Genomic DNA, 26,293 nt, shown 5'->3' with positions numbered 1-26,293 from the left:
ATCGTTGGACGTGAACTCGGGGCCGCGCCCAGGATGAGGGCATGACGCACACCGCCGCTCGGACGGCCAGGCTCGCCCTGGTCGGGGACCGCTCCCCCAACGTCGCCTCGCACACCCGCGTCCCGCTCCTGCTGGACGCCCTCGCCGGACGCGACCGGCTCCACCTCGACGCCTACTGGATCCCCTCGCAGGACGCCGAGGCCGAGGACGCGGTGCGCGGCTTCGACGCCGTGTGGGTGCTGCCGGGAAGCCCGTACCGCAGCGAATCGGGGGTGCTGACCGCCGTCCGCACGGCGCGCGAGGAGGGAATTCCCTTCCTCGGCACGTGCGGAGGCTTCCAGCACGCGCTCCTCGAGTTCGCCCGTCATGTGTGCGGGCTGACCCGGGTCGCCCACGCCGAGAACGACCCCGGCGCCGACGACTTCCTCATCGAACCCCTCGCCTGCTCGCTGGTGGGCCATGAGGCGGTCGTGCGGATCCAGCCGGGGTCACTGGCCGAGGCCGTGATCGGCTCGGAGCGGACCGTCGAGCGCTACTTCTGTGCCTACGGCCCCTCCCGCCACCTCGACACCCTGCGCGCGCACGGGCTGCGCTTCACGGGGCACGACGAGGACGGTCACGTCCGCATCGCCGAACTGCCCGGCCATCCCTTCTTCCTGGCCACCCTCTTCCAGCCGGAGCTGTCCGGCGACGGCTCTCGCCCGCACCCGGTCGTCCGGGCGCTGGCGCGCGCCGCGGTCGGACACGCGGCCCGGGAGGCCGGCCTGCGCGCGTGAGGTGCGCAGCGCGGCACCGGTCACCCGGCGCCGGGCGCCCGGCGCCCGCGGGAGTGTCAGTGGCGGCTGTTACGTTCTGTGACATGACCGATCGTGCGCTGCGGCTGCTCCGGCAGGACCCTCGTCTGGCCGAACTGGCCGCCTTCCCCTTCAACTTCGACCTGGCCCGCGCGGCACACGGCCATGTCGAGGAGGTCCGCCTCGCCTCGGGCGGGCCGCTGGAGGTGGTGGCGGGGGACGACACGGGCGGTACGTACTTCGTCTGCGCGGACGGGTCGGTCCTGTACGCCGACTCCGAGGGCGGTGCCGGCGTCCTGGGTTCCAGCGTCGACGTGGCCCTCGACCTCCTGACCGGGTTGCCGGGCTGGCACGACTGCACGGGTCTGTCGCCGCAGGACGGCGAGGAGAGGATCCTGGCGTGCGTCGCGGAGACCGAGGAGGAGATCCGCGAGTGCCACGGCATCGACGAGGAGCGCGCCGAGCTCCGTGCGGCGCTGGGCTTCCCGGAGCGTTCGCCGGTCGAGCTCGTCGGGATGCTGCATGCGGCGCTGTCGCGCACCGAGCCGGACTTCGTGCTGCTCAACGCCGAGGAGGGGTGCGCCTACGAGCTGATCGGCCCGCCCGCCCCCGCGCTGTGGGTGCCGGTGCTGGCGGCCGGCCGCGCGGATCTGGGCCTGCTGCGGGCGGGTGACCGTACGGCCTGGGACGAGGTGGCGGAGGATCCGGTTCGGCGGCGACTGGCGCTGCGGGCGGCCCAGTTCGACCGAGCGGACGGCGACGGTGGGCTGCTGCGGCATCTGCTGCGGCACGAGGCACGGTCCTCGATGACGGACGAACTGCGGCTTGCCGCGGTGCTGGTGGGGCTCCGCGGAGACACCGACGACCTGCCGCTGCTGCACGAGGTACGGGAGACGGACTTCGACACCGCGTGCGGGCTCGGCGGGATGCCGGAACCCGACGCCGCAGCGGACGAGTTGCGGCAGTGGGCGCGGGAACTCGACGATGCGATGTTCGGTACGGACCCCGCTGACGAACCGGTGTCCACCTGGACCGACCTGGCCCGCGAGCAGGGCATGACCGAGCTCGCGCGGGTCGCTCTGATCCGCGAGCTGGACGAGATCGTGACGGACCAGAGCAGACTGCGCCGCCCCGACGCGCCGCGCGGCCTGGCCACGGCCCCGCTGCGTGCGCTCGCCCGGGACTTCGAGGAGCTCGGCGACCACACCCAGGCGCTGCGCGCCCAGCGGCTGTACGCAGCGCTGCAGGAGTCGGCCCGGGACCGGGTGTCCGCCCGGCTGGACCAGACCCGTCTGGAGCGCGCGGCCGGTCAACTGCCGCAGGCCCTACGCACATCGGCGTCCCTGCGGGACACCCTGGCGGCGCCCGGCGACGACTCCCTGCGGCACTGGCAGGGCGTGAACCTCGGCCGCTTCATCGCCGAGGAGCACTTTCGCCTCAGCCGCGCCCTCGCCGACGCGGACCACCCGGAGGAGGCCCGCGCGCTGCTCGCCGCCGCCGACGCGATACTCGGCGAGCTCTCGGAGAACGCCGCGAACGGCGTACGGGAGCTCGCCGAGGAGACCGCGGCGCGGGTGGGCGCGGTCAGCTGAGGACGGGCACGGCGGGTCCGCGGTCCGGCAGGAAGCCGTGGGCGCGGCGGGCCAGGTACTCGGCCTTGTAGCGGTCGACCTCCTGGTGCCAGTTCAGGATGCCCGCCATCCAGTTCTGCAGGTCGCTCACGTAGTTCCGCATGACGTCCCTGGCCTCGTCCGACAGGTCGAAGTCGTCGTACACGACGGGCAGTTCGTGCGCGGCCACGTGCTCGAACTGCTGCATCCGCTGGGTCATCAGGTCGTGGACGACGGCGAGCGCGGTCGGGTAGTCGATGCCGAAGAAGTTCTGCACGACGAGGATCGCGTTGTGGATCTCGCCCTCGTACTCGATCTCCTTCTGGTACGAGAAGACGTCGTTGACCAGGCACGCGTAGTCGATGGCCGCGTTCTCCAGTGAGCGGACGGGACCGCTGCGGTACACCTCCGGGGGTACGGCGGGGCCGTGGCCCATCCGGCACAGGCTGAGGGTGAGATCGGAGCCGAAGGTGGCGCGGCGCATCTCCAGGTAGTCGACCGGGTCGGGGATGCGGTTCTGGAGCTGGTTGGACAGCTCCCACACCCAGCTCTCGGTCATGACGTTCACCGCGTCCTTGAGGGTGCGCCGTTCGTCGGGCGTCATCTCCGCCGTCGTGCGCGTCCACAGGTCCAGCAGACCGCGCTCCATGCCGTTGAGGGGGACGAGCGCCGGTTCGCCGTCGACGGGCATGCAGTCCGACAGGCGCCGGGTGGTGAGCCGGGCCGCGGCCAGGTCGCGGCGGTGACCGAAGACGAGGGGGTAGTAGTCGTCGCCGTAGGTGCCCCATGCGAGCCACTGGGCGCTGAGGTCGAGCGCCTCCGGTGTGGCGTCGGGGTCCAGACCCGCCGAGCACAGCGGGAGGTCGCAGGCGGCGAGTTTGTCCTCGTCCCAGACACCCTCCTGGAGCATCCCCATCCGGTGCATCCACTCGGACAGGCGCCCGCGGGTGGCGGCCAGGTGCGGGCTGAGTTCGACCTGGAAGGGCATGTAGAAGTCGGGGAGCCGGGACGGGCCGACCTTCTGGTACGGCACGTGCGTGTGGGCGCGCAGCCGCTCGGCGCCGGCCGCGGCGAGCAGCGCGCCGACGTCGGCGGCGGAGGTGCCGGGACCGGTGAGGCCGCGCCAGGGTGCGGTGGGCTGGGCGCGCGCGTTCATGTACCGGCTGGAGCGCATGTGCCACTCGTGGCCGCCGGACTGCCAGTCCTGGAGTCCCTGGGTGTACGCGGCGACCGCGGCGACCTCCTGCGGGGCCAGCCCGTTCTCCAGCGCGACGGCGGGGACCTCGGTGAGGGCGGTGTGCTCGAACTGGTGCAGCCGGGAGGTCAGCACGTCGTTGACGGTGTCGGCGGCCTGCTGGGTGGTGCAGCCGAAGAAGGTCTCCAGGACCAGGACGCCGTTGCTCAGTTCGCCCTCGTCCTCCACCTCGCGCTGGTAGGAGAACAGGTCGTTGCGCAGGTGCACGGCGTCGGAGAACGTCTCCATCAGCACCCTGAGCGGCCTGGACTCGGCGACGGACGCGGGGACTTCGGCCCTCGCGTACTCCACGAGGCCGGAGGACCAGGGGGCGCCGCCGACCTTGCGGCGCATCTCGATGTACTCGACGGGGTTGGCGACCCGTCCCTCGTTGATGTTGGACAGCTCCCACAGGGACTCGTTGAGGAGGTGCTCGGTCGCCACCGAGAAGCGCCGGCGCCAGTCGGCGGACATCTTGGGCACCGTGCGGGTCCACAGGTCGGCGAGACCGGCCTCGACGGGGTTCTGCGGCTCCGGCATCGGTGTCGACGGGTCCATCGGCATGAACAGGGGCAGCCGGTCGAGATAGGCCTTGCCGCCGACGCGGTCCTGGGTGCGCTTGAAGATCTCCAGGAAGTGGTCGTCGAAGAAGAAGACCCACACGTACCAGTCGGTGATCAGGGAGAGCGCCGGGCCGTCGCACTCGGGGTGGGTGTAGGCGCAGAGCAGGCCGTAGTCGTGCGCGTCCAGGTCGGCCTGCGTCCAGATCCCGGACCCCTCCAGCATGCCCATCTCGCGCGCCCAGCGGGTCGAGTGGGCGCGTGCCTCGTCGACATGTGGGTTCAGCCGCGCGGGATACGGCATGTAGAAGTGCGGGAGTTCGAAGGGCTGGTGCGTCATGGCCGGGCCCTACCCCTGGTCTCCGACGGGCATCCGCCGCGCGGGACATGATCACACCATCGCGTGAATCAGGGATGAATCCGGGAGTTCTCGCCGGGCCTTGTGGCGTTCATCTCTACGCGCGCAGACTTTTCCCGCTTCGTATGTCCCCCGTGTTCCCTCCCGCACCGGAGTCGCGATGAATCCCACCGGATCCCTGTCCCGCCGTACGGCGCTGGCGTCCCTCGCCGGGGCGGCGCTGGCCACGACCGCGGCGTTCCCGGCGTCGGCGTCCGAGCGGCACGGCCGCCGGTCCGTGCGCTTCGCCACCTTCAACGCCTCCCTGAACCGCGGCACGCAGGGCGCGCTGATCAACGACCTGTCCACGCCGGACAACGTCCAGGCGCGCAATGTCGCCGAGACCATCCAGCGGGTCGACCCGGACGTCCTGCTGATCAACGAGTTCGACCACGACGAGCAGGGCACCGCGGTCCGGCTGTTCCTGCGCAACTACCTGGCCGTCGGACAGGGCGGCGCCGAGCCGGTCCGCTTCCCGTACCACTTCACCGCCCCGGTGAACACGGGCGTCGCCACCGGCGTGGACCTCGACGGCAGGAACGGCGCGGTCACGACCCCCGGCTCGGACGCGTACGGCCAGGACGCCTACGGGTACGGCTGGTTCCCGGGCCAGTACGGCATGGTCGTACTGTCGAAGTTCCCGCTCGACACGCGCGCGGTGCGCACCTTCCAGCGTTTCCTGTGGAAGGACATGCCCGGGCACCTCATGCCGCCCGGCTACTACAGCGCCGAGGCCCGCGCGATCCTGCGGCTGTCGTCGAAGAGCCACTGGGACGTGCCGGTGTGCATCGGGCACGACACCGTGCACTTCCTGGTCTCCCACCCGACACCGCCCACCTTCGACGGCACCGAGGACCGCAACGGCCGGCGCAACCACGACGAGATCCGGCTGTGGGCCGACTACGTCGGCGGGCGCCGGCGCAGCTCCTACCTGTACGACGACAAGGGCCGCCGGGGCGGGCTGCGTCCGGGGGCACGGTTCGTGATCGCGGGTGACAACAACGCCGATCCGTACGACGGCGACAGCTACGACCACGCCATCGAGCAGTTGCTGGGCCATCCCGCGGTGAACCTCCCGGCCACCCCGCCGGCCAGCGCGGGCGGCGTGGAGGCGGCGAGACTCCAGGGCGGCGCCAACACCTCCCACCGCGGCGACCCCGCGTACGACACGTCCGACTTCGGCGACACGGCTCCCGGCAACCTGCGGGTGGACTACGTCCTGCCGTCCAAGGGCCTGACCCCGGTGTCGAACGGCGTCTTCTGGCCCACGTCCGACGACCCCCTGTACCGGCTGGTGGGCAACGGGACGACGGTGCCGACCTCCGACCACCGGATGGTGTGGCAGGACGTGCGGGTGCGCTGAGCGGCTGGGCGGGCATCGGGTGGGCCGTGACCCGCCCGACGCCCCTCGCCGACGAGTCCGTCTGTCGGTCTTCGCCGCCATGCGTCACCTTGGTCACATGACCTCCGTCCCCGATGTCTTCGACCCGCGGCAGTACGCCCTCGGCGTGCCCTACGACGCCTACCGCGTCCTGCGCGAGCACCACCCCGTGGCCCGGCAGGACGAGCACGAGGTGCTGGGCTGGCCGGCCGGGCCCGGCTTCTGGGCGGTGACCCGGCACGCGGACGTCGTGCGGGTGCTCAAGGACTCGGTGACGTACTCCTCACACCTCGGCGCGACCCAGATCCGCGATCCCGACCCGGCCGATCTGCCGTTCATCCGGCGCATGATGCTCAATCAGGACCCGCCGGGTCACGGGAGGCTGCGACGGCTGGTGAGCAGGGCGTTCACCCCGGGCCGCGTCGACCGTTTCGTGCGGGTGGCGGAGGACCGGGCCCGCACGCTCCTGGCGCGCGCCCTGGACACGGCCCGCGCGACGGACGGCACCGTGGACCTCGTCGACGCCGTGACCGACGACTACGCCCTGCTCAACCTGGCCGACCTGCTGGGCGTGCCGGAGGCCGACCGCAAGCTGCTGCTGCACTGGACACAGCGGGTCATCGGATACCAGGACCCCGACGAGGCCGGCCCGCACGTGCTGGACGACCGGGGCGAGCCGGTCAACCCACGGTCCCCCGCGATGCTGCGGGACATGTTCGCGTACGCCCGCCAACTGGCCTCGCACAAGCGGCGGTTCCCCGACGACGACGTCATGACGACCCTCGCTCACGACGCCGAACTCGCCGAGGCCGAGCTGGAGATGTTCTTCTTCCTGCTCACCGTCGCGGGCAACGACACCGTCCGCAGTGCGGCACCGGGCGGTCTTCTGGCCCTGGCCGAGCACCCGCGGTCGTACGAACGGCTCAGGTCCGGTGAGATCGAACTGCGCTCGGCCGTCGACGAGTTGCTGCGCTGGCATCCACCGGTGCTCACCTTCCGACGCACCGCCGCCGAGGACACCCAGCTCGCCGGCCGGCGGATCCCCGCGGGTGACAAGGTGGTCGTCTTCCACGCCTCCGCCAACCGCGACGCACGGGTCTTCACCGACCCGGACCGGCTGGACCTGACCCGCGCGCCCAACCCGCATGTGTCCTTCGGTGACGGTCCGCACGTCTGCCTGGGCGCGCACTTCGCCCGGCTCCAGCTGAGGGTCCTCTACCGGGAGACCCTGCGGGCCCTGCCCGCGCTGCGCCCGGCGGGACGGCCCGAGCGGCTGGTGTCGAACTTCATCAACGGCATCAAGTCACTTCCGACGCACATCGCTTGAGCCGAGCGGGACGGTCACGTCCGCACCTGGATCAGCGCGTGCGTGCCGCCGGTCCGCCACTTCTGGCCCTCGGCCGCCACCAGCGCCGCCTCCGTGCGGGCGGACAGGCCGGTGATCACGTCGGACTTCAGGGTGCGCAGGGCGGCGACAGGACCGGGGAAGTACGCGGTGACCTCGGCGAACGGCGTCGTCGGCGGCCACAGCCGGTCGCCGACGAGGCGGCGGTAGTTCAGGTCGCCCTTGAGGAGGGTGACGGTGGCGGCGCCGAACTCCTCACGCAGGTCGCCGGGCATCTCCGCGTACGGCAGCGGGCCGCCGGAGAAGGGGTGGGCGCGCACGGCGAGACGGCCGTCCGTCAGCGCCGTCCAGAGCGTGCGCCCGTACGTCGCCGCCGCACCCGGTGCCGCCGTGAGCCGTCGCAAGGCGTCGAGCACGTCGGTGTGCGTGGCGTCGGAGACGTAGTAGGGGTACGGCTTGACGTGCAGCACGGCCCGCGCGACGCGGCCCTGGGTGAGGAGGTGGGCGATGAGGAGCAGGTCGGGGACGAGTTCACGGCCTGCGTTGTCGGCGATCAGGCACAGCGTGGCGGCGCCGGAGGGCGGGAGCAGGGACCACAGGGCGGCACTGTCGTCGGCCACCAGCGGCGGGGTGTCGGAAGAGGTCTCGCCGTGGGCCGCGGACAGCCGGAAGCCGAGGTCGGCGCGGTTGCCCCACAGCGATCCGTGCAGCAGCGCACGGTCCCGCTCGTCGGCGGGCAGGTCGGCGAGGGCGTCGAGGGCGGCCAGTTCCTCGTCCGTCTCCTGGGCGTCGAGTTCGGCCAGCTTGGAGGGCCGGAAGGGGTCGATGCCGTGCCAGGGACCGGGCGTGAAGTAGCCCACCGCTTCGAGGAGTTGGCGGTAGAAGTAGCTTTCCGACCACAGCCACGGCACATCGAACCAGGACCGGCCGGCGTAGCGTTCCGCGCCCCAGGCCGTCCAGCGGTCCCGGTCGTGCGCGTCGGCGGGAAGCGGCTCGATCGCCCCCTCGGTGCAGCCGGCGAGCAGCGCGTCCAGCGCGCGGTGCCGCTCGGGGTCGTACGGGAAGGACTCCCGTACCTGTCGGATGATCGCCGGGTGCCGCTCGGCGAGCACGCTGTGCGGGAACGAGCCGGGTTCGTTCCCGAGGAGCACGGGCGGGGCGTCGGACCTCTGGGGCATGCGCTCACCGTATCGCCCGTGTCATACGGCTTTGATCTCCCGCTCCAGCTGTGTCGCGAGGGCGAGATAGCGTGCCCGGCGGGGCACCGGGACCAGACCGCGGATCATGATGTGCCACATCTCGGCCACCCTGCGCGGCTGGCGCGCGACGGGTTCGAGGGAGCGGCCGACGACGCGGGTGCCGACGAAGAAGCAGACCAGCGCGTGGGCCGCGGCCTCCGCGTCGACGTCCGGGTGGATGTCGGACTCCCTGGCGGCGCCGGTGAGTCTGCGCGTCGTGATGTCCAGCAGTTCCGCGAACGGGTGCCGCAGGGGCGGCCGTATCACCACTCCCCCGGTGGCCAGGCGTAGCCCCGCCCGGGTGATCGGGCCCTCGACGGCGAGGCGGGTGATGCCGAACGTCGTGCGCATCAGCGCCTCAAGCGAGGTGTGGCCCCGGGCGTCCATCTCGCTCGCCACCTGACGGGACGCCCTGGACTGGAGCTCCATGATCGCCTGTGCCAGGTCCTCCTTGGCCGCGAAGTGGAAGTACAGCGCCCCCTTGGTGACTTGAGCCTGCTCGACGATGTCGCTCAGGCTGGTCGACTCATAGCCGTTGCGGTCGAACAGTTCCGCGGCGGCGGTGAGGATCGTGGTGCGGGTCTGTTCGGCGCGTAACTGCCTCGCCATCGGCTGGCTCTCCTGGGAACGGGAAAAGAACGGGTCATGCCGTTTGTTTCTTACTCCCTGTACAAGATAACTCACCCGTCGACAGTGGCCACCTCGCACTCGAAGACCGTCGTCTCCCCTTGCCTTCCCCGGACTTGTATATCCGTGCCGCCCGCTCCCGCCCTGTCGAACGCCTCTATCCATGCGGGCAGGTCGAGTTCGGTGTACTGGTGGAAGACGGCACGGAACGCGACCGGCGTGCGAGGCCCGCCCGCCGTCCGGGCGCGCACTGCCTGGCGCGTGGCCTCCAGCAGCAGCATGCCGGGAACATGGTCGAGCGGATGATCGAAGAAAACAGCATGTGCGGTATCGACACGCAGCCGCCAGCGGTCGGGGTGGCCGGAGCGGGCGAGGACGACGTCCCCGGGCCGGGCGCGGTCCACGGCGGCGGGCGGCAGACCTGGCGGTGCGGGCAGTGCCGACACGGTGCCGGCGGTACGGCCGCCGCGCAGCCGGCGGTACGCGGCCGCGCTGGTCCAGGTCGCGGCCAGCTCGGCGGTGGCGACGGGCTCGCCGTCGAGACGTATCTCGGCCTCGTAGCGGAATCCGGCCGGGCGGGCGCCGCGGTGGTCGAGGTCGGTGACGGTCAGATGCAGGACCGGCTCGGCGGGCGCGGTGCCGACGGCCAACCGCTCGTCGCACACTCCGATCCGCGCCTCCTTGAGCACGAACTGATGACCCAGCGGCACGTCGTAGGCGGCGTGGGCGAGGAGGGTGCCGGCCTGGCGGGCGGTCTCCGCGAGGAGCAGGGGCTCATAGGCCGAACCGTCGGACGACACGTGTAACTGATGGGTCCGGGGCCACTCGGCGAAGACCGTGAATCGGCCGGAACCTTCGCTGGTCATCCCGGTGAGAAACGTTTCCGCCGTCGAGGCGCGGTGCACCAACTGGCGGGGTACGGTGGCGGTCAGGCCTTCCGGCGCCTCAGGGGTTGCGGCGAACGGGGTCGCGGCGAGCCGGCGCGGATCAGACATGTGCCCTCCTTGGGTCCCCCGTATGTGCCATGGCAGACGGCGAGGTGCCCTTAGCCGCGAGCGTTACAGTACGAGCCGACCGGTTTGTTTTCAATGCGGCCTGGGGTCGCTCAGCCGTGCCCGAACTGCTCCGGCGCACGCCGGGCGCACCGACCGAATCCGGCGCAGCCGGACACACGGAGGGGCGGATATGGCGAGGCAGGAGCGCGCCATCAGAACACGGAGGGTGATCCTGGAAGCCGCGGGCGCGGTCTTCGACGAGCACGGCTACACCGCGACGACCATCGCGATGGTCCTGGAACGGGCCGAAGTGACCAAGGGCGCCCTGTACTTCCACTTCCCCTCGAAGGAGTCCCTCGCCCAGGCCGTGCTGAACGAGCAGGTCCCGGGCGGCGCGGTGCCGCCGCAGCCCTGCAAGCTCCAGGAACTCGTCGACATCACCTTCGTGTTCGGGCAGCGACTGCGCAACGACTCCCTGCTCAAGGGCAGTGTGCGGCTCGCGGTGGACCAGAGCGCGCCGCCCGGCGCCGACCACTCGGGTCCGTTCCGTCAGTGGGCGGACCATCTTGTCGTGGTGCTCGAACAGGCGCGTGTCCAGGGTGAGTTGCTGCCCACCGTGGAGCCGAGGCAGACGGTGGAGCTGCTGGTCGGGGCCTTCGCGGGCCTGCAGTTGATGTCCCGTGCCCTGACCGATCGGGCCGATCTGGCGGAGCGGATCTCGGTGCTGTGGGGGCACCTTTTGCCGAGCGTAGCGGTGCCGGGGCTGCTGACCGGCATCGACCGCAGTCCCGACCGCGGCGTGCGCGTGCTGGCCGGCATCGAGGAGACCGACGACGAGGCGGAGCTGGACCTGTCCCGTAGCTGAGCGTGCACGGGACCTACCGGAGCGGCTGTTTCCGTCGGCCGTGCCGCCACGAGATGTGGCGGGCCGGCCGATGCCCCATCCGCATCGGCCGGCCCGCCCGTTCGAGGTGCGCGCCCGCTCGGGGCACGCGGTCAGTCACCGCTCAGAAGGTCAGCTTCCAGCTGTTGACCCGGCCCGTGTCCTGGGCCGCGGTGTCCTGGACGCGGAGCTTCCAGGTGCCGTTGGCCGCCTCGCCGGAGGCGTTGACCGTGTAGGTGGCGATGACGTTGTCCGCGGAGTCCGAGGAGCTGGCGGACTTCAGGCGGTACGTCGAACCGTCCGGGGCCACCAGGTCGATGACCAGGTCACCACGGTAGGTGTGGGTGATGTCGACACCGACCTGGAGGGCCGAGGGGGCGTTGCCGCTGCGGCCGCTGACGGTGATCGGGGACTCGATGGCGGAGCCGTTGTCCGGGATGGAGACCGCGGAGGTGCTGGTGAAGGTGGTGCCCCCCGTGGAGCCGCCGGACCCGCTCACCGCCTGCACCGTCTTCGCCGCGTCCGCGAGGCCCGCACCGCAGCCGCCCGAGCAAGTACCGGGAAGAGCACGCGAGTTGGTCTTGATCGCGGACTCGATCTGGGCCGGGGTGAGTGCCGGGTTCGCCGACTTCATCAGCGCGGCCAGGCCCGCGACGTGCGGGGAGGCCATGCTGGTGCCCTGGTAGTAGTCGTAGCTCTCGGAGGACGGGCCCTGCGCGCCGGAGTTCAGCGTGGACAGGATGCCGTTGGCCGTGACGGAGTTGGTCTCGCCGCCGGGCGCGGCGATGTCGACGACCGTGCCGTAGTTGGAGTAGTAGGAGCGGTTCCCCTGGCGGTCGGTGGCCGCCACGCTGATGACGTTGCTGCAGCTGGCCGGCGAGTAGCCCGAGGCGTTGGCGTTGCTGTTGCCCGCCGCGACGACGACCGTGGTGCCGCGGTTCACCGCGGCGTTGATGGCGCTCTGGGTCGCGGTCGAGCAGGCACCGCCGCCGCCCAGGCTCATGTTGATGACCTTGGCGACGTTGGCGTTGGCCGGGACACCGGAGACCGTGCCGCCGGACGCCCAGGTGATGGCGTCGATGATGTCGGAGTCGTAGCCGCCGCACTTGCCGAGCACCCGCAGCGGGGAGACCTTCGCGCCGTACGCGATGCCCGCGACGCCCTTGCCGTTGTTGGTGACGGCGGCGATGGTGCCCGCGACGTGGGTGCCGTGCCACGAGGAGTCGTAGGCCGGGTCGCCGGACGCGCACTCGTTCGCGGCGGTCCAGTCGCCCGGGTCGGCCGGGTTGCTGTCGCGGCCGTTGCCGTCGTTGCCGACCGTGGCGTCGGAGATGAAGTCGTAGCCCGCGACGATGTTGGCGCCGAGGTCGGAGTGGGTGACGTAGCCGGTGTCGATGACGGCGACGGTCACGCCGCTGCCGGTGGCGACGTCCCAGGCACCCGGCACGTTCATGCCCGCGGTGGACTCGAAGAGGTCCCACTGCTTGCCGTACTCGGTGTCGTTGGGGGTGGCGAGCGGCTTGTTCAGCCGGTCCGGCACGACATAGGCGACCTGCGGGTCGGCCCGGTACTCGGCGACGACGTCGGCGACGTCCGTCCTGGTCAGGTTCTCGCCGAGGTCGACGAGGGCGGCGCCGGAGCCGAGGCGGCGCTGGAAGTCGAGGTTCTCGCCCGCCTCCTTGCCCTTGGCGGCGGCGTCGGTCTCGGCGGCCTTGTTCGACTTGGCCTCGGCGGCGCCGGACTTGTAGCCGACGATGAGGCGCTCGGCCGGGGTGCCGGGGGCGGCCTCGGCCTGGGCCGCGGGGACGGCGGCCTCCTGGGTGGGGGAATCCTGGGCCACGGCGGCCGAGGTGGTGGCGGCCGTGAAGAGCGCGGCGGAGACCGCGGCGACGGATATCAGCTTCCGTCTGAGGGAGGTGGAGGTACGCAAGGGGAGTGCCTTTCGTGGCCGGCCGTACTCCGGGCAGCGCGGAGTGGCGGACTTTTTCGCTTCGTCCTCGAAGCGGCGGGGGGCAGTTCGAAAGTGCGAAAGTGCGGGGGCGTGGCGGCCGGCCTGGCGCGAGCTGCGACCCGTTCGGGGTTACCTGTGGGTCGGCTGTGGTCGAACGATAGGCAAAGAGAAGGTCATCGGGATACAGGGGAAACCCTCGATCCGGCCGGAAACCCACCCTCTGCGTCGGCTGGTTGACCGGTATGGGGCGGCTCCGTCCGGTTCGTCGCGCACTGAACGCGCCGGGCCGGTTTCCCGTACTCCCCGAGGACCCTGCCCTGCCGGCCGAGGAGACGTTCCGGATGTCCCGGATGCCCTGGATGAGATCGCACTGCCCCGCTCTGACGGCCGCCGCCGTCACGCCGTTGCTGCTCACGGTGTGGGCCGCGGGCCCGGCACACGCGCACGGCGCACCGACGGATCCGGTCAGCCGGGTGTACGCCTGCTCACCGGACGGCGGCAGCGCGTCCGGATCGGCGGCGTGCCGGGCCGCGGTGGCGTCGAACGGCGGGCCCTTCACGGCCTGGGACAATCTGCGGATCGCCGGCGTGAACGGCCGTGACCGGCAGGTCGTCCCCGACGGGAAGCTGTGCAGCGGAGGGCTGCCCGCCTACCGGGGTCTCGATCTGGCCCGCGCCGACTGGCCGTCGACCCGGCTGAGCCCGGGCGCCTCGCTGACCATGCGGTACGTGTCCACGATCCCGCACACCGGGACCTTCAAGCTCTACCTCACCGAGCCGGGCTACGATCCGACGAAGCCGCTGACCTGGTCCGACCTGCCGGACCGGCCGTTCGCTCAGGTGCGGGACCCGGCACTGACGGACGGCGCGTACCGGCTCACGGCGAAGCTGCCGTCCGACCGCTCCGGGCGGCATGTGCTGTTCACGATCTGGCAGAACAGCAGCACGCCGGACACGTACTACTCGTGCTCGGACGTCGTGTTCCCGGCCGGCGGGAGCGGCGCGGACAAGGATGCGGCCACGGCCGGCGCGGCGGGCGACAACGGCCCCACCACCGCCGCCCCTTCGCCGACCGCCGAGCCGCGCGCGAGGGAGCGGCGTACGGCGAGTCCCTCTCCCACGGCTGCCACGCCCACCGGCGCCGGGACCCCGCGCACGCGGGGCGACAGCACCCCGGTGGCGTCCACCGGGGCCGCCGGCACCGGGCCGTCGACGCCGTTGCTGGCGGGCGGCGCCGCCGCGGTGCTGGTGCTCACCGGGGGCGCCGCCCTGGCGCTGCGGTTGCGCCGGAGGTGAACTCCGTTGCGGTTGGCGGTGGCTGGTGGCGTCAGTTGACGTAGACCGCCTCGCCGCTGCCGGTCACCGGGGCGTACTTCGCGGTGAAGTAGCCGTTGGCGAAGCACAGGGACGAGCCGGAGACCTTGGCGAACGGCGCGCTGCTGAAGTTGATGGTGTTGTCGGCGTTGCTCGCCGTGCCGGCCAGGCTGGGTGCCTGGTAGACGCAGTTGATGCTGCCCAGCAGGGTGCGCAGGACGACCGTGGTCTGGATGGTGGAGCCCGCGGCGGGCGTGACGGTGACGCTGCCGTCGGAGCCCACGGCGGAGCTGTACGGCAGGTTGTTGACCGTGATGCTGGTGACGCCGAGCACGCCGACCACGTTGGTGGTGCAGCTGGCGGCGTTGAAGGTGTGTGCGGAGACGGACTCCGTCGCGGTGCCGGGTGCGCTCGGGTTGTCCGTCACGGTGGCCGTGAACTGCGACGACGTGCAGGAGATGCCGCTCGTACCGGTCGCGCTGGAGTAGAAGGTGGCGGCGGTGCCGCTCGCCAGCGGGGCGGTCAGGACCTCGCCGGCCGCGACCGCCGTGCCCCCGACGGAGCCGGTGGTCAGGACGGCGCCGTCGGCCGCGGACGCGGGGCCGGCGAAGGGGAGGGTGAGGGCCGCGACGGTGCCTGCAAGGGTGAGGAGGGTGCGCGTGCGCATGGGGGTGTACCTCGTCTTTCGTTGCGGGGGTGTGCCCTGAGCGCCTGAGGCCTCAGGGGGTTCTGGGGGGCGGAGGCGGGCGATGGGGTGCCGGGCCCCTGTCCGCCGGCGCCGGTCCGTGACGCCTTCTCCGTACGGCACGGACCGGCGACGGCTGCCCGCCGGCGGCCGGCCGGAGCCCGTGGGGAGGGCTCCGGCCGGTACCGGGCGGGGGGTGCGGCCGCCACGGGCCGAGGGGGGAAGCGACCGTGACGGCGCTGTGGAGTGATCGCGCGAAAAGGAAATGTGAAGGACATCAGGTCCGGGAACGCGGGCAGAGGCCACGCGGAGGCGGATCCGGCGCCACGGATCCAGGGGGAGTCAGGGAGAGTTGTAGACCTGAGGGTCGGTCAACGTCAAGGCATCACAAGGGAGTTGCCGTGATCGACGTGACTTTTCGAGGTCGCCGGCCGCCCATGACCCACAGGTGACGCACAACCGACACTCTTTTTACACAACTTCCTTGACCCTCAGGTGTAACCACCGGTAACTTCCGGGCTTGGCTACTGCGGAGTACGAGAAAGCCCTTGCATCCGCCGGGAGTTGCGAGGAGACGTGCGCCGTGGGCGCTGTCCGCGCCAGGACAACGTGCCACTGATGCCCTACCCGCACTTTTTCTGCACCTGGGAGCAGTTATGGCCTCGTCCCCGGACGTCACCCCGTCCGCCGGAAACACCCCCGAGAACCCGGAAAGCGGTTCCGTGCCCGAAGCGTCCGCGCATCCCGACGGCCCCGCGAGACGCGGGCGGGTCCGGGCGCGCCGCGCCGCCGTGATGGCCGTACCGGCCACCCTGGTCGCCGGTGCGCTCGCCGTCCTCACCGCCGAGGGCGCGCTGGGCGTTCAGTTCGCCATCTCCGGCATGCCCTTCACGGTCACCGCCACCGAGCTCAACGGCACCGGCTTCGAGCAGTTCGGCGGCCTCGACACCATGGCGCCGGGCAGCCCCAACGAGGGGGACACCGGCGGTCAGGTCCTGGTCGTCACATCCGCCATCAAGAACGCGACGCTCACGAAGCTGTGTCAGAGCGTCGACCTCGGCGGCACGAACCTGCTGATCACCGCGGGCAGTGGAGCGGAGAAGGTGAGCGCGACCGATCTGACCACCGACTCCACCGAACTGTCGGGCGACGCGGCGTTCGACAACATCGAGATCGGCAACGACGCGAGCACCCTGACCAAGGCCGGCGTGAAGGGTCCGATCGGTGTCTTCAGCCAGCAGGCCGACACCGTGCGCATCGCCAATCTGCGCCAGACCAACTACGCCACCACGGCAGGGGTGTTCAAGCTCCCCGGTCTGAAGCTCCGCTTCAGCAGCACGGGGTGCTGATGAGCGGCCCGGTTGGATTCCGGTCGGCCTTCCGTCGCTGGCGGGCCGACCGGCCGTTCTGGGGCGGGCTGCTGCTCGCCCTGGGCGGGGCGTGGATCCTGCTCACGATGAAGGCCTCGCTGAAGGTCGTCCTGCATGTCGGCATGCAGGGCCTGGCGGGGTATCTGCTGCCGGCGCTGATGGTGCTGCTGGGGCTGCTGACCGTGTTCAACCCGGCGCAGCGGCTCTTCTACTCGATCACCGGGATCCTGGTCACCCTGGGCACCTGGCTCACCTCGAACCTGGGCGGGTTCTTCGTGGGCCTGCTGCTGGGCGCGGTGGGCAGCTGCCTCGCGTTCGGGTGGCTGCCGGATCAGGAGCCGCGGCGCGGTCGGCGACAGCGCCGGAAGGAAGCGGCGGCAGCACCGTAGGGCCGGGCCGTGTCGGGCGGCTGCGGGTGCGTGGGGGCCCGGTCGCGCCCGCGCGACGCAGCCGCACATTGATGCGGCCCCGCGCCCCTACTAGGTTGGCCGGGTGAACGCCAACTTCCAGGCGTGCATGCGCAATTGATGATGCCGCAGCCCCAGGAGGCACTCATGCCCGCCGAGGACATCGACACCGGTGACCCCCATTCCGCCCGGATCTACGACTACATCATCGGCGGCAAGGACCACTACCCGGCCGATCGGGAGGCCGGGGAGGCGATGGTGCGTGAGTGGCCCGCGTTGCCCGTCCACATGCGGGCCAACCGTGACTTCATGAACCGGGCCGTGCGCTATCTCGCCGAGGAGGCGGGGATACGGCAGTTCCTGGACGTCGGCACCGGGATACCCACCTCGCCCAACATCCATGAGATCGCCCAGGCGGCCGCCCCCGGGGCACGGGTCGTGTACGTCGACAACGATCCGCTCGTACTGACTCTTGCCAAGGGGCTGTTGTCCGGTACCGCCGAGGGCGCGACGGCGTACATCGAGGCCGACATGCGCGATCCGGCGGGCATTCTCGACGCCCCCGCGTTCCGCGACACCCTCGATCTCGGCCGGCCGGTCGCGCTCACGGTGATCGCGATCGTGCACTTCATGCTGGACGAGCACGACGCGGTCGGCATCGTGCGCCGGCTCCTCGAACCGCTGCCGGCCGGCAGCTACCTCGCGATGTCCGTCGGCACGGCCGAGTTCGCGCCCGACGAGGTCGGCCGGGTGGCCCGGGAGTACGCGGCGCGGGGCATGCCGATGCGGCTGCGCACCCGCGAGGAGGCGGCGGCCTTCTTCACCGGTCTGGACCTCGTCGAGCCGGGCGTCGTCCAGGTCCACAAGTGGCGCCCGGACGGCACGGGCACCGAGGTGATCCGGGACGAGGACATCGCGATGTACGGGGCGGTGGCCCGCAAACCGGGTTGACGGGTTTGCGGACGCAAGCGATACGGGCGGCCCAGGTTCCGCTTCGCCCTCCCGCCAGCGTTCATCACGAAGTGGCAGCAACGACTTACACGGTGTGGTTGCACACTTGACTGCCGATGGTCACACGCGATTGGCTCCGCCACAGCGAGAGTTCACCCGGTCGGCGAACCTCCCGTTCGGAGCCGGCCGTTCTCCCGTTCGTTCCCCCGGCTCGGCCGCACAGCGAGGTGCCGCACCCTCATGAAGACTCCACCCCCCTCCCCCGCCCGCGTCCGCGTCGCAGCCCTCCCGGCCGCCGCCTGTCTGCTGCTGGCGGGCTGCTCCGCCGTCGGCGGGACCGACGACGCGTCCGGCGCGGAGACGGCCGGCGGCGCACGGTTGAAGATCACCCTGATCACGCACGGCGGCGAGGGCGACGCCTTCTGGGAGCTGGTGCAGAAGGGTGCGCAGGTGGCGGCCGCCAAGGACAACGTCGAGCTGACCTACGCGGGCGACGCCGACCCGGCCGGCCAGGCCGAGTTGATGCGGGACGCGATCCGGCAGAAGGTCGACGGGATCGCGGTGACGCTCGCCAAGCCGACGGCGATGGCGGGCCCGGTCGCCCAGGCCCGGGCGGCCGGCATACCCGTGATCGGCCTCAACTCAGGTATAGACGAGTGGAAGTCCGCGGGGCTCCTCGAGTACTTCGGCCAGGACGAGAGCGTCGCGGGCCGCGCCGTCGGCGACAAACTGGACGACCTCAAGGCCAAGCACGCGCTGTGCGTGATCCACGAGCGTGGCAACGTTGCCCTGGAGGCCCGCTGCGCGGGCGTGAAGAAGGCGTTCGGCGGCGAGACGGAGAACCTCTACGTGGACGGCACCGACATGGACGCGGTGACGGCGGCCGTCGGCGCCCGGCTGACGCAGAACCCGGACATCGACGAAGTCGTCATGAACGGCGCGCAGTTCGCGCTGGCGGCGGTCAAGTCGGTCGACCAGTCCCGCTCGAAGGCCCACGTCGCCACCTTCGACCTCAACAAGGACCTGGTCAAGGCGGTCCAGGACGGGGACGTGCAGTTCGCGGTGGATCAACAGCCCTACCTCCAGGGCTATCTCGCGGTCGACTCGCTCTGGCTCTACCGCACCAACGGCAACACCCTCGGCGGCGGCGAGGCACCGGTGCTCACCGGACCCGCCTTCGTCACGAAGGCGAACGTCGCCTCCGTCGCGAGGTTCGCCGACAACGGAACCCGCTGAGCGGACAGTTCCCGCTACGGTGTCGCCAAAGATTGGGTCCCGCATGACGCGTACGCTCACTTGTACGGATAGCATCCTGCGCACCCCTTGTGACGTGCCGGACACGCGGTCACCCCTGGCGTTCGTCCTGTCGTCCCCCCGTTCCCCCGCGCTGACCCCGCCCGCCCTCCGCTGATCGCCCTAGGACGACAATGTCTCCACGGACAGGTCCCCGGCGCCGCCTCGGCTCCATCCGTCTCTCCCTGATCCTGCTGGCGCTGGTGCCCAGTGTCACGCTCGCCGCCATCTGGAGCGTGACGACGATCCAGATGTTCTCGGAGGGCCTGGGGCTGCGATCGCAGGCCGGGCTGAGCAAGTCGACGGGGGCCATGGGCACCGAGGCCACGCTCGCGCTGCAGCGGGAGCGCAGCTTCTCGGCCGTATGGCTCGCCACACGGCAGGACGCGGCCCGCACGGGGCTGGACGAGCAACGCGGCAGGACCGACAAGGCGGTCGCCAAGCTCCTCGCGCAGTCGGACGAGATCCAGCGGGCGCCCGCCCGCGTGAAGGACCGGCTGTACTCGGTCGTCGCGTCCGTGAGCAGCCTGGAGTACTACCGGGGCCAGGTGGACAACCCCTCCGACATCTCCGCCGTACAGGCGCTGGGCCAGTACACGTCGATCATCGACGACCAGATCCACGCCTTCCAGGAGCTCTCCCAGGTCGACGACGGCGACCTCACCTCGCAGGCCGGCCCGCTCGTCTCGCTGGAGCACGCGGCGGAACTGATGTCCCGGGAGGACGCGCTGCTGACGCTGGCGTCGCCGACGCGACGGATGGACGAGAAGGAGTGGACCGAGTTCGCGGAGCTGGTGAACACCCGGCGCTGGCTCGTCGACGACCAGATCCTGCCCTCGCTCACCGGGGCCGCGAAGGCGGAGACGGAGCGGATCCTCGCCGGTGAGCAGTGGCGGACCCTGGAGCGGGTCGAGGACCGGGTGCTCGCGGCGCGCGCGACGGCGGGCAAGGACGGGACCATCGCCGTCCCGGACTCCCAGAAGGAGTGGCGGGCCGCGCTGACCGGGGTCACCGAGGAGTACTCGGTGCTGATCCAGCAGCAGACGACCGGACTGCTCCAGCGCAGCGGCGACGAGGCGCGCGGACTGCTGATCAAGGCCGCGTCGCTGAGCGCGGGCGGACTGATCGCGCTGCTGCTGTGCGTGGGGATGTCGTGGCGGATCACCCGCTCGCTGTTCCGGCGGCTGCGCGGCCTGCGGGAGGCCACGCTGGGTCTCGCCCAGGAACGGCTGCCCGACGTGGTGGCCCGGCTGGAGCGGGGCGAGAAGGTCGACGTGGAGCTCGCGACGCCGCCGCTGGACTACGGCCGCGACGAACTCGGGCAGGTGGCCCAGGCGTTCAACACCGCGCAGCGCACCGCCGTGCACACCGCCGTCGAACTCGCCGACACCCGGCGCGGCTTCCAGAAGATCATCCTGGGCATCGCCCGGCAGAGCCAGAACCTGGTCAACCTCCAGCTCACCAAGCTGGACGCGCTGGAGCGCACGCATCAGGACCCCGAGGTCCTCAAGGGTCTGTACGAACTGGACTCCACCGCGAGCCAGCTGCGCCGCTACGAGGAGAACCTCGTCATCATCAGCGGTGAGCGGCCCGGCCGCAGCTGGACGGAGCCGGTCGCGCTGATCGACATCCTGCGCAGCGCGGTCGGCGAGGTCGCCGAGTACCGGCGGGTGGAGGTGCACACCGACGAGGAGGTGCATCTCGCGCCGCCCGCGGTGGCCGACGTCATCCATCTGCTGGCCGAGCTCATCGAGAACGCCACGCTCTACTCCCCCGCCCCGGCGCCGGTCGGCGTACGGGCCGCGATGGTCGCCAAGGGGCTGGCCGTGGAGGTCGAGGACCGCGGCCTCGGCATGTCCGAGGAGGAGTACGCGGCGTTCAACGCCCAGTTGGCCGAGCCGCCGCAGTTCGACGTGGTGGCGCTCGCCGACGACCTCCGGCTCGGCATGTTCGTGATCGCCCAGCTCGCGCGGCGGCACGGCATCACGGTCACCCTGCGCTCCTCCCCGTACGGCGGCACGACGGCGATCGTGCTGATCCCGCACGAGGTCGTGGTGCGCGACCTGCCCGCGGCCGACCTGGACGAGGTGGAGCACGCCGGGGCCGCCGAGCCGGAGGAGCCCGTACGGGATGCCCGGCCGGTCGCACAGGCGCGGCCCGCGACCGCCCCGGCCCCGGAGCCCGGCGCCCGCCGGGACGGCCTCTCGCCGCTGCCGCGCCGGGTGCCGCAGACCAGCCTGGCGGCCGAGCTGCGCGAGGAGTCGGCGCCGGCCGAACCCGACGGCCACGACGAGGACTTCACCGCCGAACAGGCCGCGTCCTCCCTGGCCGGCTTCCAGCGCGGCACGCTCCGGGCCCGTGACGACGCCGGCGACGACGAGACGCCGGACCCGCTCGACCCCGCGGACCACGAGGGCCCTGCCGCCCTCGCCCGGTTCCAGCGCGGCTCGCTGGAGGCCCGCGACGACGACCGCACGCCCGACGCCCCCGGGGCCGCGGACCTTCGGGTCCCGGCCGCGCGCCGCACGCGTGACGACGTCGCCTCCGACGAGCCGGCCTCGGCCGAGTCCGCCGCGGCTCCCACGTCCTCCACCCCGCCCGCCGACCGCTCATGAAGGACACCGCCATGACACGCCCCACCCCAGCCACGGACACCCAGCTCGACCAGTTGCTCAGCGGACTCGTGGAGCGGGTCGCCGACGTCAACCACGCCGTCGTGCTCTCCGAGGACGGCCTGGTGGTGAGCAAGTCCATCGGGTTCCTGCGCGACGACGCCGAGCGGCTGGCCGCGACCGCGTCCGGTCTGATGAGCCTCAGCAAGGGCGTCAGCATGGACTTCCGGGGCGGGCCGGTGCGCCAGGCGCTGATCGAGATGGCCAACAGCTATCTGATCCTCACCTCCGCCGGCCCCGGCGCCCACCTGGTCGTCCTGACCAACCAGGGCGCGGACGTCGGTGTGGTGGCGTACCAGATGAACATGCTGGTGAAGAAGATCGGAGAGCACCTCTCGGCGGCACCGCGGGCCCATGTCGGCCCTGGCGCGTGAGGTGGGCGGAGACGATACGGCGGGCCGGCTGGTCCGTCCGTTCACGCTGACCGGGGGACGGACCCGGCCCAGCCGCACCGACTTCACCCTGATCACGACCGTGACGGCGGTGGATCCGCCGCCGGAACGGGCACCTCGACCACAGCCCGAGCAGGGGCGGATCCTGCGGCGCTGCGCCCGGCCGATCGCCGTGGCGGAGCTCGCGGCCCATCTGGACCTGCCGGTGAGCGTGGTCGCCATCATGCTCTGCGATCTGCTGGAGGCGGGCCTGATCACCGTTCACCCGCCGCATCCCGTCACGCCCCGCACCCCGGACCTGGACCTGTTGCAGAAAGTGAGGGACGGCCTTGGCCGGCTCTGACACCACCGTGGAGGCGGTCGCGCCGCCCGACACGGTCAAGATCCTCATAGCCGGCGGCTTCGGCGTCGGGAAGACGACCATGGTCGGATCGGTGAGCGAGATCGCCCCGCTGCGCACCGAGGAATCGCTGACCATCGCGAGCCTGGGCGTCGACGACCTCGACGGCATCGAGCAGAAGCGCGCCACGACCGTGGCCCTGGACTTCGGCCGTATCACGATCAGCCGGGAGCTGGTGCTGTATCTGTTCGGCACGCCCGGGCAGCAGCGGTTCTGGTTCATGTGGAACGACCTGGCGATCGGCGCGCTCGGGGCCGTCGTCCTGATCGACGTGCGCCGTCCCGAGTCCAGCTTCGCCGCGATCGACTTCTTCGAACGGCGCGAGATCCCGTTCGTCGTCGGCGTCAACGGCTTCCACGGTGAACACCCCTACCCGGCCGAGGAGATCAGGGAGTCCCTCGCGCTGCCGGAGCACGTACGGGTGCTGCTGTGCGACGCGCGGGAGCGCGAGTCCTGCCGGGACGTGCTGATCGCCCTGATCGACCAGCTGATCGCGCAGGCCCGTCAGGCGAACTGATCCGGCGGCCGGTTCGCCGGCGCGACGATCCGGGCCGTGAGGTCCGGGTCGGGCATGGCGGGGTCGAAGGGGAACATCGGCCGGCGGATGCGACGGTGCCCGAGCCGCCGCAGGTCCTGGTCGACACCGCCCGGGGTGAGCGCCATCTTCCAGTCCGCGGCCATGGCGAAGAGCTCGGGCTCCAGATAGCCGATCTTCACGATCACGACGTCGGCCGCGCGCGGGTCCAGGTCCAGCTCGGTGAAGTCGCGTTCGAGGTGGTACGGCTTGCGCAGCCTGGTCAGGATCACCCGCACGCCGCCGACCCGCAGTACGGCCTCCGTCTCCGCGTCCCGGTCGCCGTGCCGCACCGAGTGCACCACGCCGGTCATCGTCAGCGGCCCGGCGTGCCGGTCGTCCACCTCGGCGCCCGCGGTGACCGTGACGGTCGCGCCGGCACCGGCCCGTACCGCCGCGTCGACCGCGGACGGCCCCGGCAGGGAGGCGTAGACGACGACCGGTCCGGCCGGGTCCTTGAACTCGGGTCGGCTCAGTACCTGCCGGAGTCCCCAGGTGACGTCGCCGGCGCCGCCCGCCGTCGGGTTGTCGCCGGTGTCGCTGATGAAGCAGGGGCGGCGGGCTCCGGCGGCGAGGGCCTCGTCGAGGCAGTCGTCGAGGGTGCCCGTGGGAGCGGCGAAGGCGAAGTCGTGCCGGGCGTCCCAGAACCCGCGGGCGAGCCGCTCGGCACCCGTGGTCACGGCCCCCTCGTCGGGGCCGGTGACCACGACCGCGGCCCGGTTGCGGGGCTCGTCGGCCCAGGCGTACCCGACCCAGATCGCGGCGTCGGTCACGCCGTCGGCCGCCTCGGCCTCCGCGACGGCCGCGTACACGCTCCGCGCCGGTTCGATACGGGTGGAGGTCTGCTCGCCGGCCAGCAGCACCGGCACCGGGACCCAGGCCTTGACCGGGCGGGGCGCGCCGCTCGTCACGAGGTCCACCAGGTTGCGGGCGGCCCGTTCCTCGGTCTCCATGACGTCCTCGTGCGGAGCCGTGCGGTAGCAGGTGATCAGGTCGCTGAGGTGGACGAGCGGGCGGGAGACGTTGCCGTGCAGGTCCATGGAGGTCGACACGAGGACGTCCGTGCCGATCACCTCGCGGATCCGGGTGAGCAGGCCGGCCTCGGCGTCGTCGAGTCCCTCGACGGTCATCGCGCCGTGGATGTCGTACCAGAGGCCGTCGATCGGCCCCGACTCCCGCAGCCGGTCGAGGAGTTCGTCGGACAGCTCGGCGTACGCGGCGGCCGTCACGGTGCCGCCGGGCAGGGCCTTGCCCACCAGGGCCCCGCGCCAGTCGGCGGCTTCCCGCAACGGCTCTCCCGGCGCCAGGAACGGGTAGCGGGTGAGGACGTCCGGTCCGCGCAGCGGGTGGAAGGCGGGTGCCTCGGTGCGGGCCGGGGAGAAGGTCGACGACTCGATGCCGAGGCCGGCGATCACGAGGACGGGACGGGGCTGGGGCATGGCTCCTCCAAAGGGCGGACGGGCGGCGGGCGGGGGTGAGAGCGGGTGGGGCGAGCCCGCGTCCGAGGTGGGCGCGGATCAGGGCTGCGGGCCCGCGACCGTGTGCGGGGCGTGGGCGAGGGCCCGCTGGAGCGCGGGCTGCCCCGCGCCGACCGGGCCGGCGGGGGCGCGCCGCCGAGCAGTGCGGACAGTTTGCACGGGGCACGTGCGGAACCCGCAGCGCCGGCGGGCGCGGTGGCGGAAATGCGCCAAGCCTGACCGTGTGATTGACGGGCCTCCCGCACTCTCCTACCTTCTGGTCGGTTCACCGAACTGCGTTCGAAATATCGGTCATTCGGTATCCCGTCAGCCGGCCCGCACCCCCTGGAGAGCGCATGACCCACCCGTCCCGCAGACACGTACTCGGCATGGCAGCGACCGTCCCGCTCGCCGCGACCGGCGCCCTGGCCCTCGGGGCGGGGACCGCGCACGCCGCCGACTCGGCGTACGCGATGGTCTACTTCACCGAGTCCAACACCATGCTGGAGGCGAACTACAACCTCCACCTGGCCGTCAGCACCGACGGCCTGCGGTGGACGCCGCTCAACCAGAACGCCCCCGTCGCCACCCCCACCCTCGGCGCGGGCGGCCTGCGCGACCCGTTCGTCCTGCGCAAGCAGGACGGCACGTTCGTCGTCCTCGCGACCGACCTGAGCGGCACCGACTGGAGCCGGACCAGCGTGTACATCCACGTCTGGGACTCCACCGACCTGCGCACCTTCACCGGCTACCGGCTGCTGAAGCTGCACGACATGACGGGCACGCACAGCTGGGCGCCGGAGGCCTACTGGGACGCGTCCCGCGGCCGGTACGGCATCCTCTACTCGTCGGTGAACAGCAGCGGCCACAACGTCATCATGGTCAGCTACACGACCGACTTCCGTACGACGACGAGTCCGCAGGTCTTCTTCGACCCCGGCTACGACGTCATCGACGGCAACCTCACCGTCGGCGTGAACGGCGTCAACTACCTCTACTTCAAGCGCGAGGGCACCCTCGTCGGCGCCCGCTCGACGAGCCTGAACCCGGGCAGCTTCACCCCGTTCAGCACGGCGGTGAACCACGGCGGCACCGAGGCGCCCACCGTGGTCAAGTCCCTGACGGGCAACAACTGGTACCTCTGGGGAGACACGTACACGCCGAACGGCGTCTTCTACACCTGGTACACGAACGACCTGGCCTCCGGCACCTGGACGCCACTGGACCAGCGGCTCTACACCCAGCCGCTCAACTCCAAGCACTGCGGCATCCACCCGATCACGGCGAGCGAGTACAGCAACCTGATCGCCAAGTGGGGCGCCCCCGCCTGGAACCGCCTGAAGTCCTACAACTACCCGGCGCGCTACCTGCGGCACAGCGGCTTCGCCGGGCGGATCGACGAGTACCCCTTCGACCCGTTCCCCGACTCGCAGTGGAAGCTGGTGCCGGGGCTCGCCGACTCCTCAGGCGTCTCGTTCCAGTCGGTCAACTACCCGGCCCGCTACCTGCGCCACTACGACTACGCCCTGCGCCTGGACGAGAACGACGGCACGTCGACGTTCGCCGCGGACGCGACCTTCCACCGCACGGCCGGGCTCGCGGACGCCTCCTGGGCGTCGTTCCGCTCGTACAACAACCCGACGCGCTACATCAGGCACTCGAACCACGCCCTGCGCATCGACCCGGTCTCCACGGCCACCGAGCGCCAGGACGCGACCTTCCAGGTCGGCTTCTGAACAGCACAGCGGGGTGGTGACGGGCACC

Annotated in this window: 22 protein-coding genes; 15 read left to right on the top strand and 7 right to left on the bottom strand. The window is 71.5% G+C overall.

The window, feature by feature from the left end:
* Positions 1-41: 41 nt before the first annotated feature.
* Entirely contained in the window at positions 42-776 is a 735-nt protein-coding gene (locus ACGFW6_RS17190) for a hypothetical protein (protein ID WP_393509734.1), read from the top strand.
* Between the two features lie 83 nt (positions 777-859).
* Positions 860-2,386 (top strand): hypothetical protein, encoded by a 1,527-nt coding sequence (locus ACGFW6_RS17185; protein WP_393509731.1) that lies wholly within the window; start codon positions 860-862, stop codon positions 2,384-2,386.
* Here ACGFW6_RS17185 and cyc2 read toward each other — a convergent pair.
* Positions 2,379-4,538, bottom strand: a complete 2,160-nt coding sequence (cyc2, locus tag ACGFW6_RS17180) for a germacradienol/geosmin synthase Cyc2 (RefSeq protein WP_393509728.1) — start codon at positions 4,536-4,538, stop codon at positions 2,379-2,381. The genes ACGFW6_RS17185 and cyc2 overlap by 8 nt on opposite strands.
* Before the next feature lie 178 nt (positions 4,539-4,716).
* Here cyc2 and ACGFW6_RS17175 point away from each other — a divergent pair, with 178 nt between their 5' ends.
* Together ACGFW6_RS17175 and ACGFW6_RS17170 are read left to right on the top strand one after the other, a co-directional pair.
* Positions 4,717-5,958, top strand: coding sequence for an endonuclease/exonuclease/phosphatase family protein (locus ACGFW6_RS17175; protein ID WP_393509725.1), 1,242 nt, complete (start codon positions 4,717-4,719; stop codon positions 5,956-5,958).
* A gap of 97 nt (positions 5,959-6,055) precedes the next feature.
* A complete protein-coding gene (locus ACGFW6_RS17170; protein ID WP_393509722.1) occupies positions 6,056-7,303 on the top strand; it encodes a cytochrome P450 in 1,248 nt (415 codons plus the stop codon).
* A gap of 14 nt (positions 7,304-7,317) precedes the next feature.
* Here ACGFW6_RS17170 and ACGFW6_RS17165 read toward each other — a convergent pair whose 3' ends face one another.
* From ACGFW6_RS17165 to ACGFW6_RS17155, 3 genes are all read right to left on the bottom strand, one after another.
* Positions 7,318-8,499 carry a damage-control phosphatase ARMT1 family protein gene (locus tag ACGFW6_RS17165; RefSeq protein ID WP_393509719.1) on the bottom strand — a complete coding sequence of 394 codons (1,182 nt, stop codon included), beginning with the start codon at positions 8,497-8,499 and terminating at the stop codon, positions 7,318-7,320.
* Positions 8,500-8,520: 21 nt separating this feature from the next.
* On the bottom strand, positions 8,521-9,168 hold the full coding sequence (locus tag ACGFW6_RS17160; RefSeq protein ID WP_393509716.1) for a ScbR family autoregulator-binding transcription factor: 648 nt from the start codon (positions 9,166-9,168) through the stop codon (positions 8,521-8,523).
* Positions 9,169-9,239: 71 nt separating this feature from the next.
* Positions 9,240-10,181 (bottom strand): ScbA/BarX family gamma-butyrolactone biosynthesis protein, encoded by a 942-nt coding sequence (locus tag ACGFW6_RS17155; protein ID WP_393509713.1) that lies wholly within the window; start codon positions 10,179-10,181, stop codon positions 9,240-9,242.
* Positions 10,182-10,371: 190 nt separating this feature from the next.
* Here ACGFW6_RS17155 and ACGFW6_RS17150 point away from each other — a divergent pair, with 190 nt between their 5' ends.
* The gene (locus tag ACGFW6_RS17150; protein WP_393509711.1) at positions 10,372-11,046 is read left to right on the top strand and encodes a ScbR family autoregulator-binding transcription factor; all 675 of its coding nucleotides are present in this window, start codon (positions 10,372-10,374) and stop codon (positions 11,044-11,046) included.
* 142 nt (positions 11,047-11,188) lie between these two features.
* On the opposite strand, the gene ACGFW6_RS17145 is transcribed toward ACGFW6_RS17150, so the two are convergent.
* Positions 11,189-12,994, bottom strand: a complete 1,806-nt coding sequence (locus tag ACGFW6_RS17145) for a S8 family serine peptidase (protein ID WP_393509708.1) — start codon at positions 12,992-12,994, stop codon at positions 11,189-11,191.
* A 362-nt stretch (positions 12,995-13,356) separates the two neighbouring features.
* On the opposite strand from ACGFW6_RS17145, the gene ACGFW6_RS17140 reads away from it, so the two are divergent.
* Positions 13,357-14,310, top strand: a complete 954-nt coding sequence (locus ACGFW6_RS17140; protein WP_393509705.1) for a lytic polysaccharide monooxygenase — start codon at positions 13,357-13,359, stop codon at positions 14,308-14,310.
* A 31-nt stretch (positions 14,311-14,341) separates the two neighbouring features.
* Here the strand turns inward: ACGFW6_RS17140 and ACGFW6_RS17135 are convergent, their stop codons facing one another.
* Positions 14,342-14,995: a Tat pathway signal sequence domain protein gene (locus ACGFW6_RS17135; protein WP_393509702.1), complete on the bottom strand. Its 654-nt coding sequence runs from the start codon at positions 14,993-14,995 to the stop codon at positions 14,342-14,344.
* 674 nt (positions 14,996-15,669) lie between these two features.
* Between ACGFW6_RS17135 and ACGFW6_RS17130 the strand changes: the two genes are divergently transcribed.
* The 8 genes from ACGFW6_RS17130 (at position 15,670) to ACGFW6_RS17095 (ending at position 23,015) form a co-directional block, all read left to right on the top strand.
* Positions 15,670-16,362 carry a DUF6230 family protein gene (locus ACGFW6_RS17130; RefSeq protein ID WP_393509699.1) on the top strand — a complete coding sequence of 231 codons (693 nt, stop codon included), beginning with the start codon at positions 15,670-15,672 and terminating at the stop codon, positions 16,360-16,362.
* Positions 16,362-16,772 (top strand): DUF6114 domain-containing protein, encoded by a 411-nt coding sequence (locus ACGFW6_RS17125; protein ID WP_393509696.1) that lies wholly within the window; start codon positions 16,362-16,364, stop codon positions 16,770-16,772. The genes ACGFW6_RS17130 and ACGFW6_RS17125 overlap by 1 nt, the downstream gene beginning before the upstream one ends.
* A gap of 165 nt (positions 16,773-16,937) precedes the next feature.
* A complete protein-coding gene (locus ACGFW6_RS17120; protein WP_393509693.1) occupies positions 16,938-17,741 on the top strand; it encodes an SAM-dependent methyltransferase in 804 nt (267 codons plus the stop codon).
* Positions 17,742-17,981: 240 nt separating this feature from the next.
* Positions 17,982-18,977 carry a substrate-binding domain-containing protein gene (locus tag ACGFW6_RS17115; protein WP_393509690.1) on the top strand — a complete coding sequence of 332 codons (996 nt, stop codon included), beginning with the start codon at positions 17,982-17,984 and terminating at the stop codon, positions 18,975-18,977.
* 191 nt (positions 18,978-19,168) lie between these two features.
* Entirely contained in the window at positions 19,169-21,649 is a 2,481-nt protein-coding gene (locus tag ACGFW6_RS17110) for a nitrate- and nitrite sensing domain-containing protein (protein WP_393509687.1), read from the top strand.
* A gap of 11 nt (positions 21,650-21,660) precedes the next feature.
* Positions 21,661-22,080 (top strand): roadblock/LC7 domain-containing protein, encoded by a 420-nt coding sequence (locus ACGFW6_RS17105; protein WP_380847858.1) that lies wholly within the window; start codon positions 21,661-21,663, stop codon positions 22,078-22,080.
* A complete protein-coding gene (locus tag ACGFW6_RS17100) occupies positions 22,061-22,441 on the top strand; it encodes a DUF742 domain-containing protein (RefSeq protein WP_393509684.1) in 381 nt (126 codons plus the stop codon). Before ACGFW6_RS17105 ends, ACGFW6_RS17100 begins: the two co-directional genes overlap by 20 nt.
* Positions 22,428-23,015, top strand: a complete 588-nt coding sequence (locus ACGFW6_RS17095) for an ATP/GTP-binding protein (protein WP_393509681.1) — start codon at positions 22,428-22,430, stop codon at positions 23,013-23,015. The genes ACGFW6_RS17100 and ACGFW6_RS17095 overlap by 14 nt, the downstream gene beginning before the upstream one ends.
* On the opposite strand, the gene ACGFW6_RS17090 is transcribed toward ACGFW6_RS17095, so the two are convergent.
* Entirely contained in the window at positions 23,003-24,511 is a 1,509-nt protein-coding gene (locus ACGFW6_RS17090) for a M81 family metallopeptidase (protein WP_393509679.1), read from the bottom strand. The genes ACGFW6_RS17095 and ACGFW6_RS17090 overlap by 13 nt on opposite strands.
* A gap of 374 nt (positions 24,512-24,885) precedes the next feature.
* On the opposite strand from ACGFW6_RS17090, the gene ACGFW6_RS17085 reads away from it, so the two are divergent.
* The gene (locus tag ACGFW6_RS17085; protein WP_393509676.1) at positions 24,886-26,265 is read left to right on the top strand and encodes a glycoside hydrolase family 43 protein; all 1,380 of its coding nucleotides are present in this window, start codon (positions 24,886-24,888) and stop codon (positions 26,263-26,265) included.
* Positions 26,266-26,293 lie beyond the last annotated feature (28 nt).

This window comes from Streptomyces sp. Y7 (genome assembly GCF_043195415.1).
In the GTDB taxonomy this organism is placed as follows: domain Bacteria; phylum Actinomycetota; class Actinomycetes; order Streptomycetales; family Streptomycetaceae; genus Streptomyces.
This window is presented reverse-complemented; position numbering and strand designations above follow the sequence as displayed.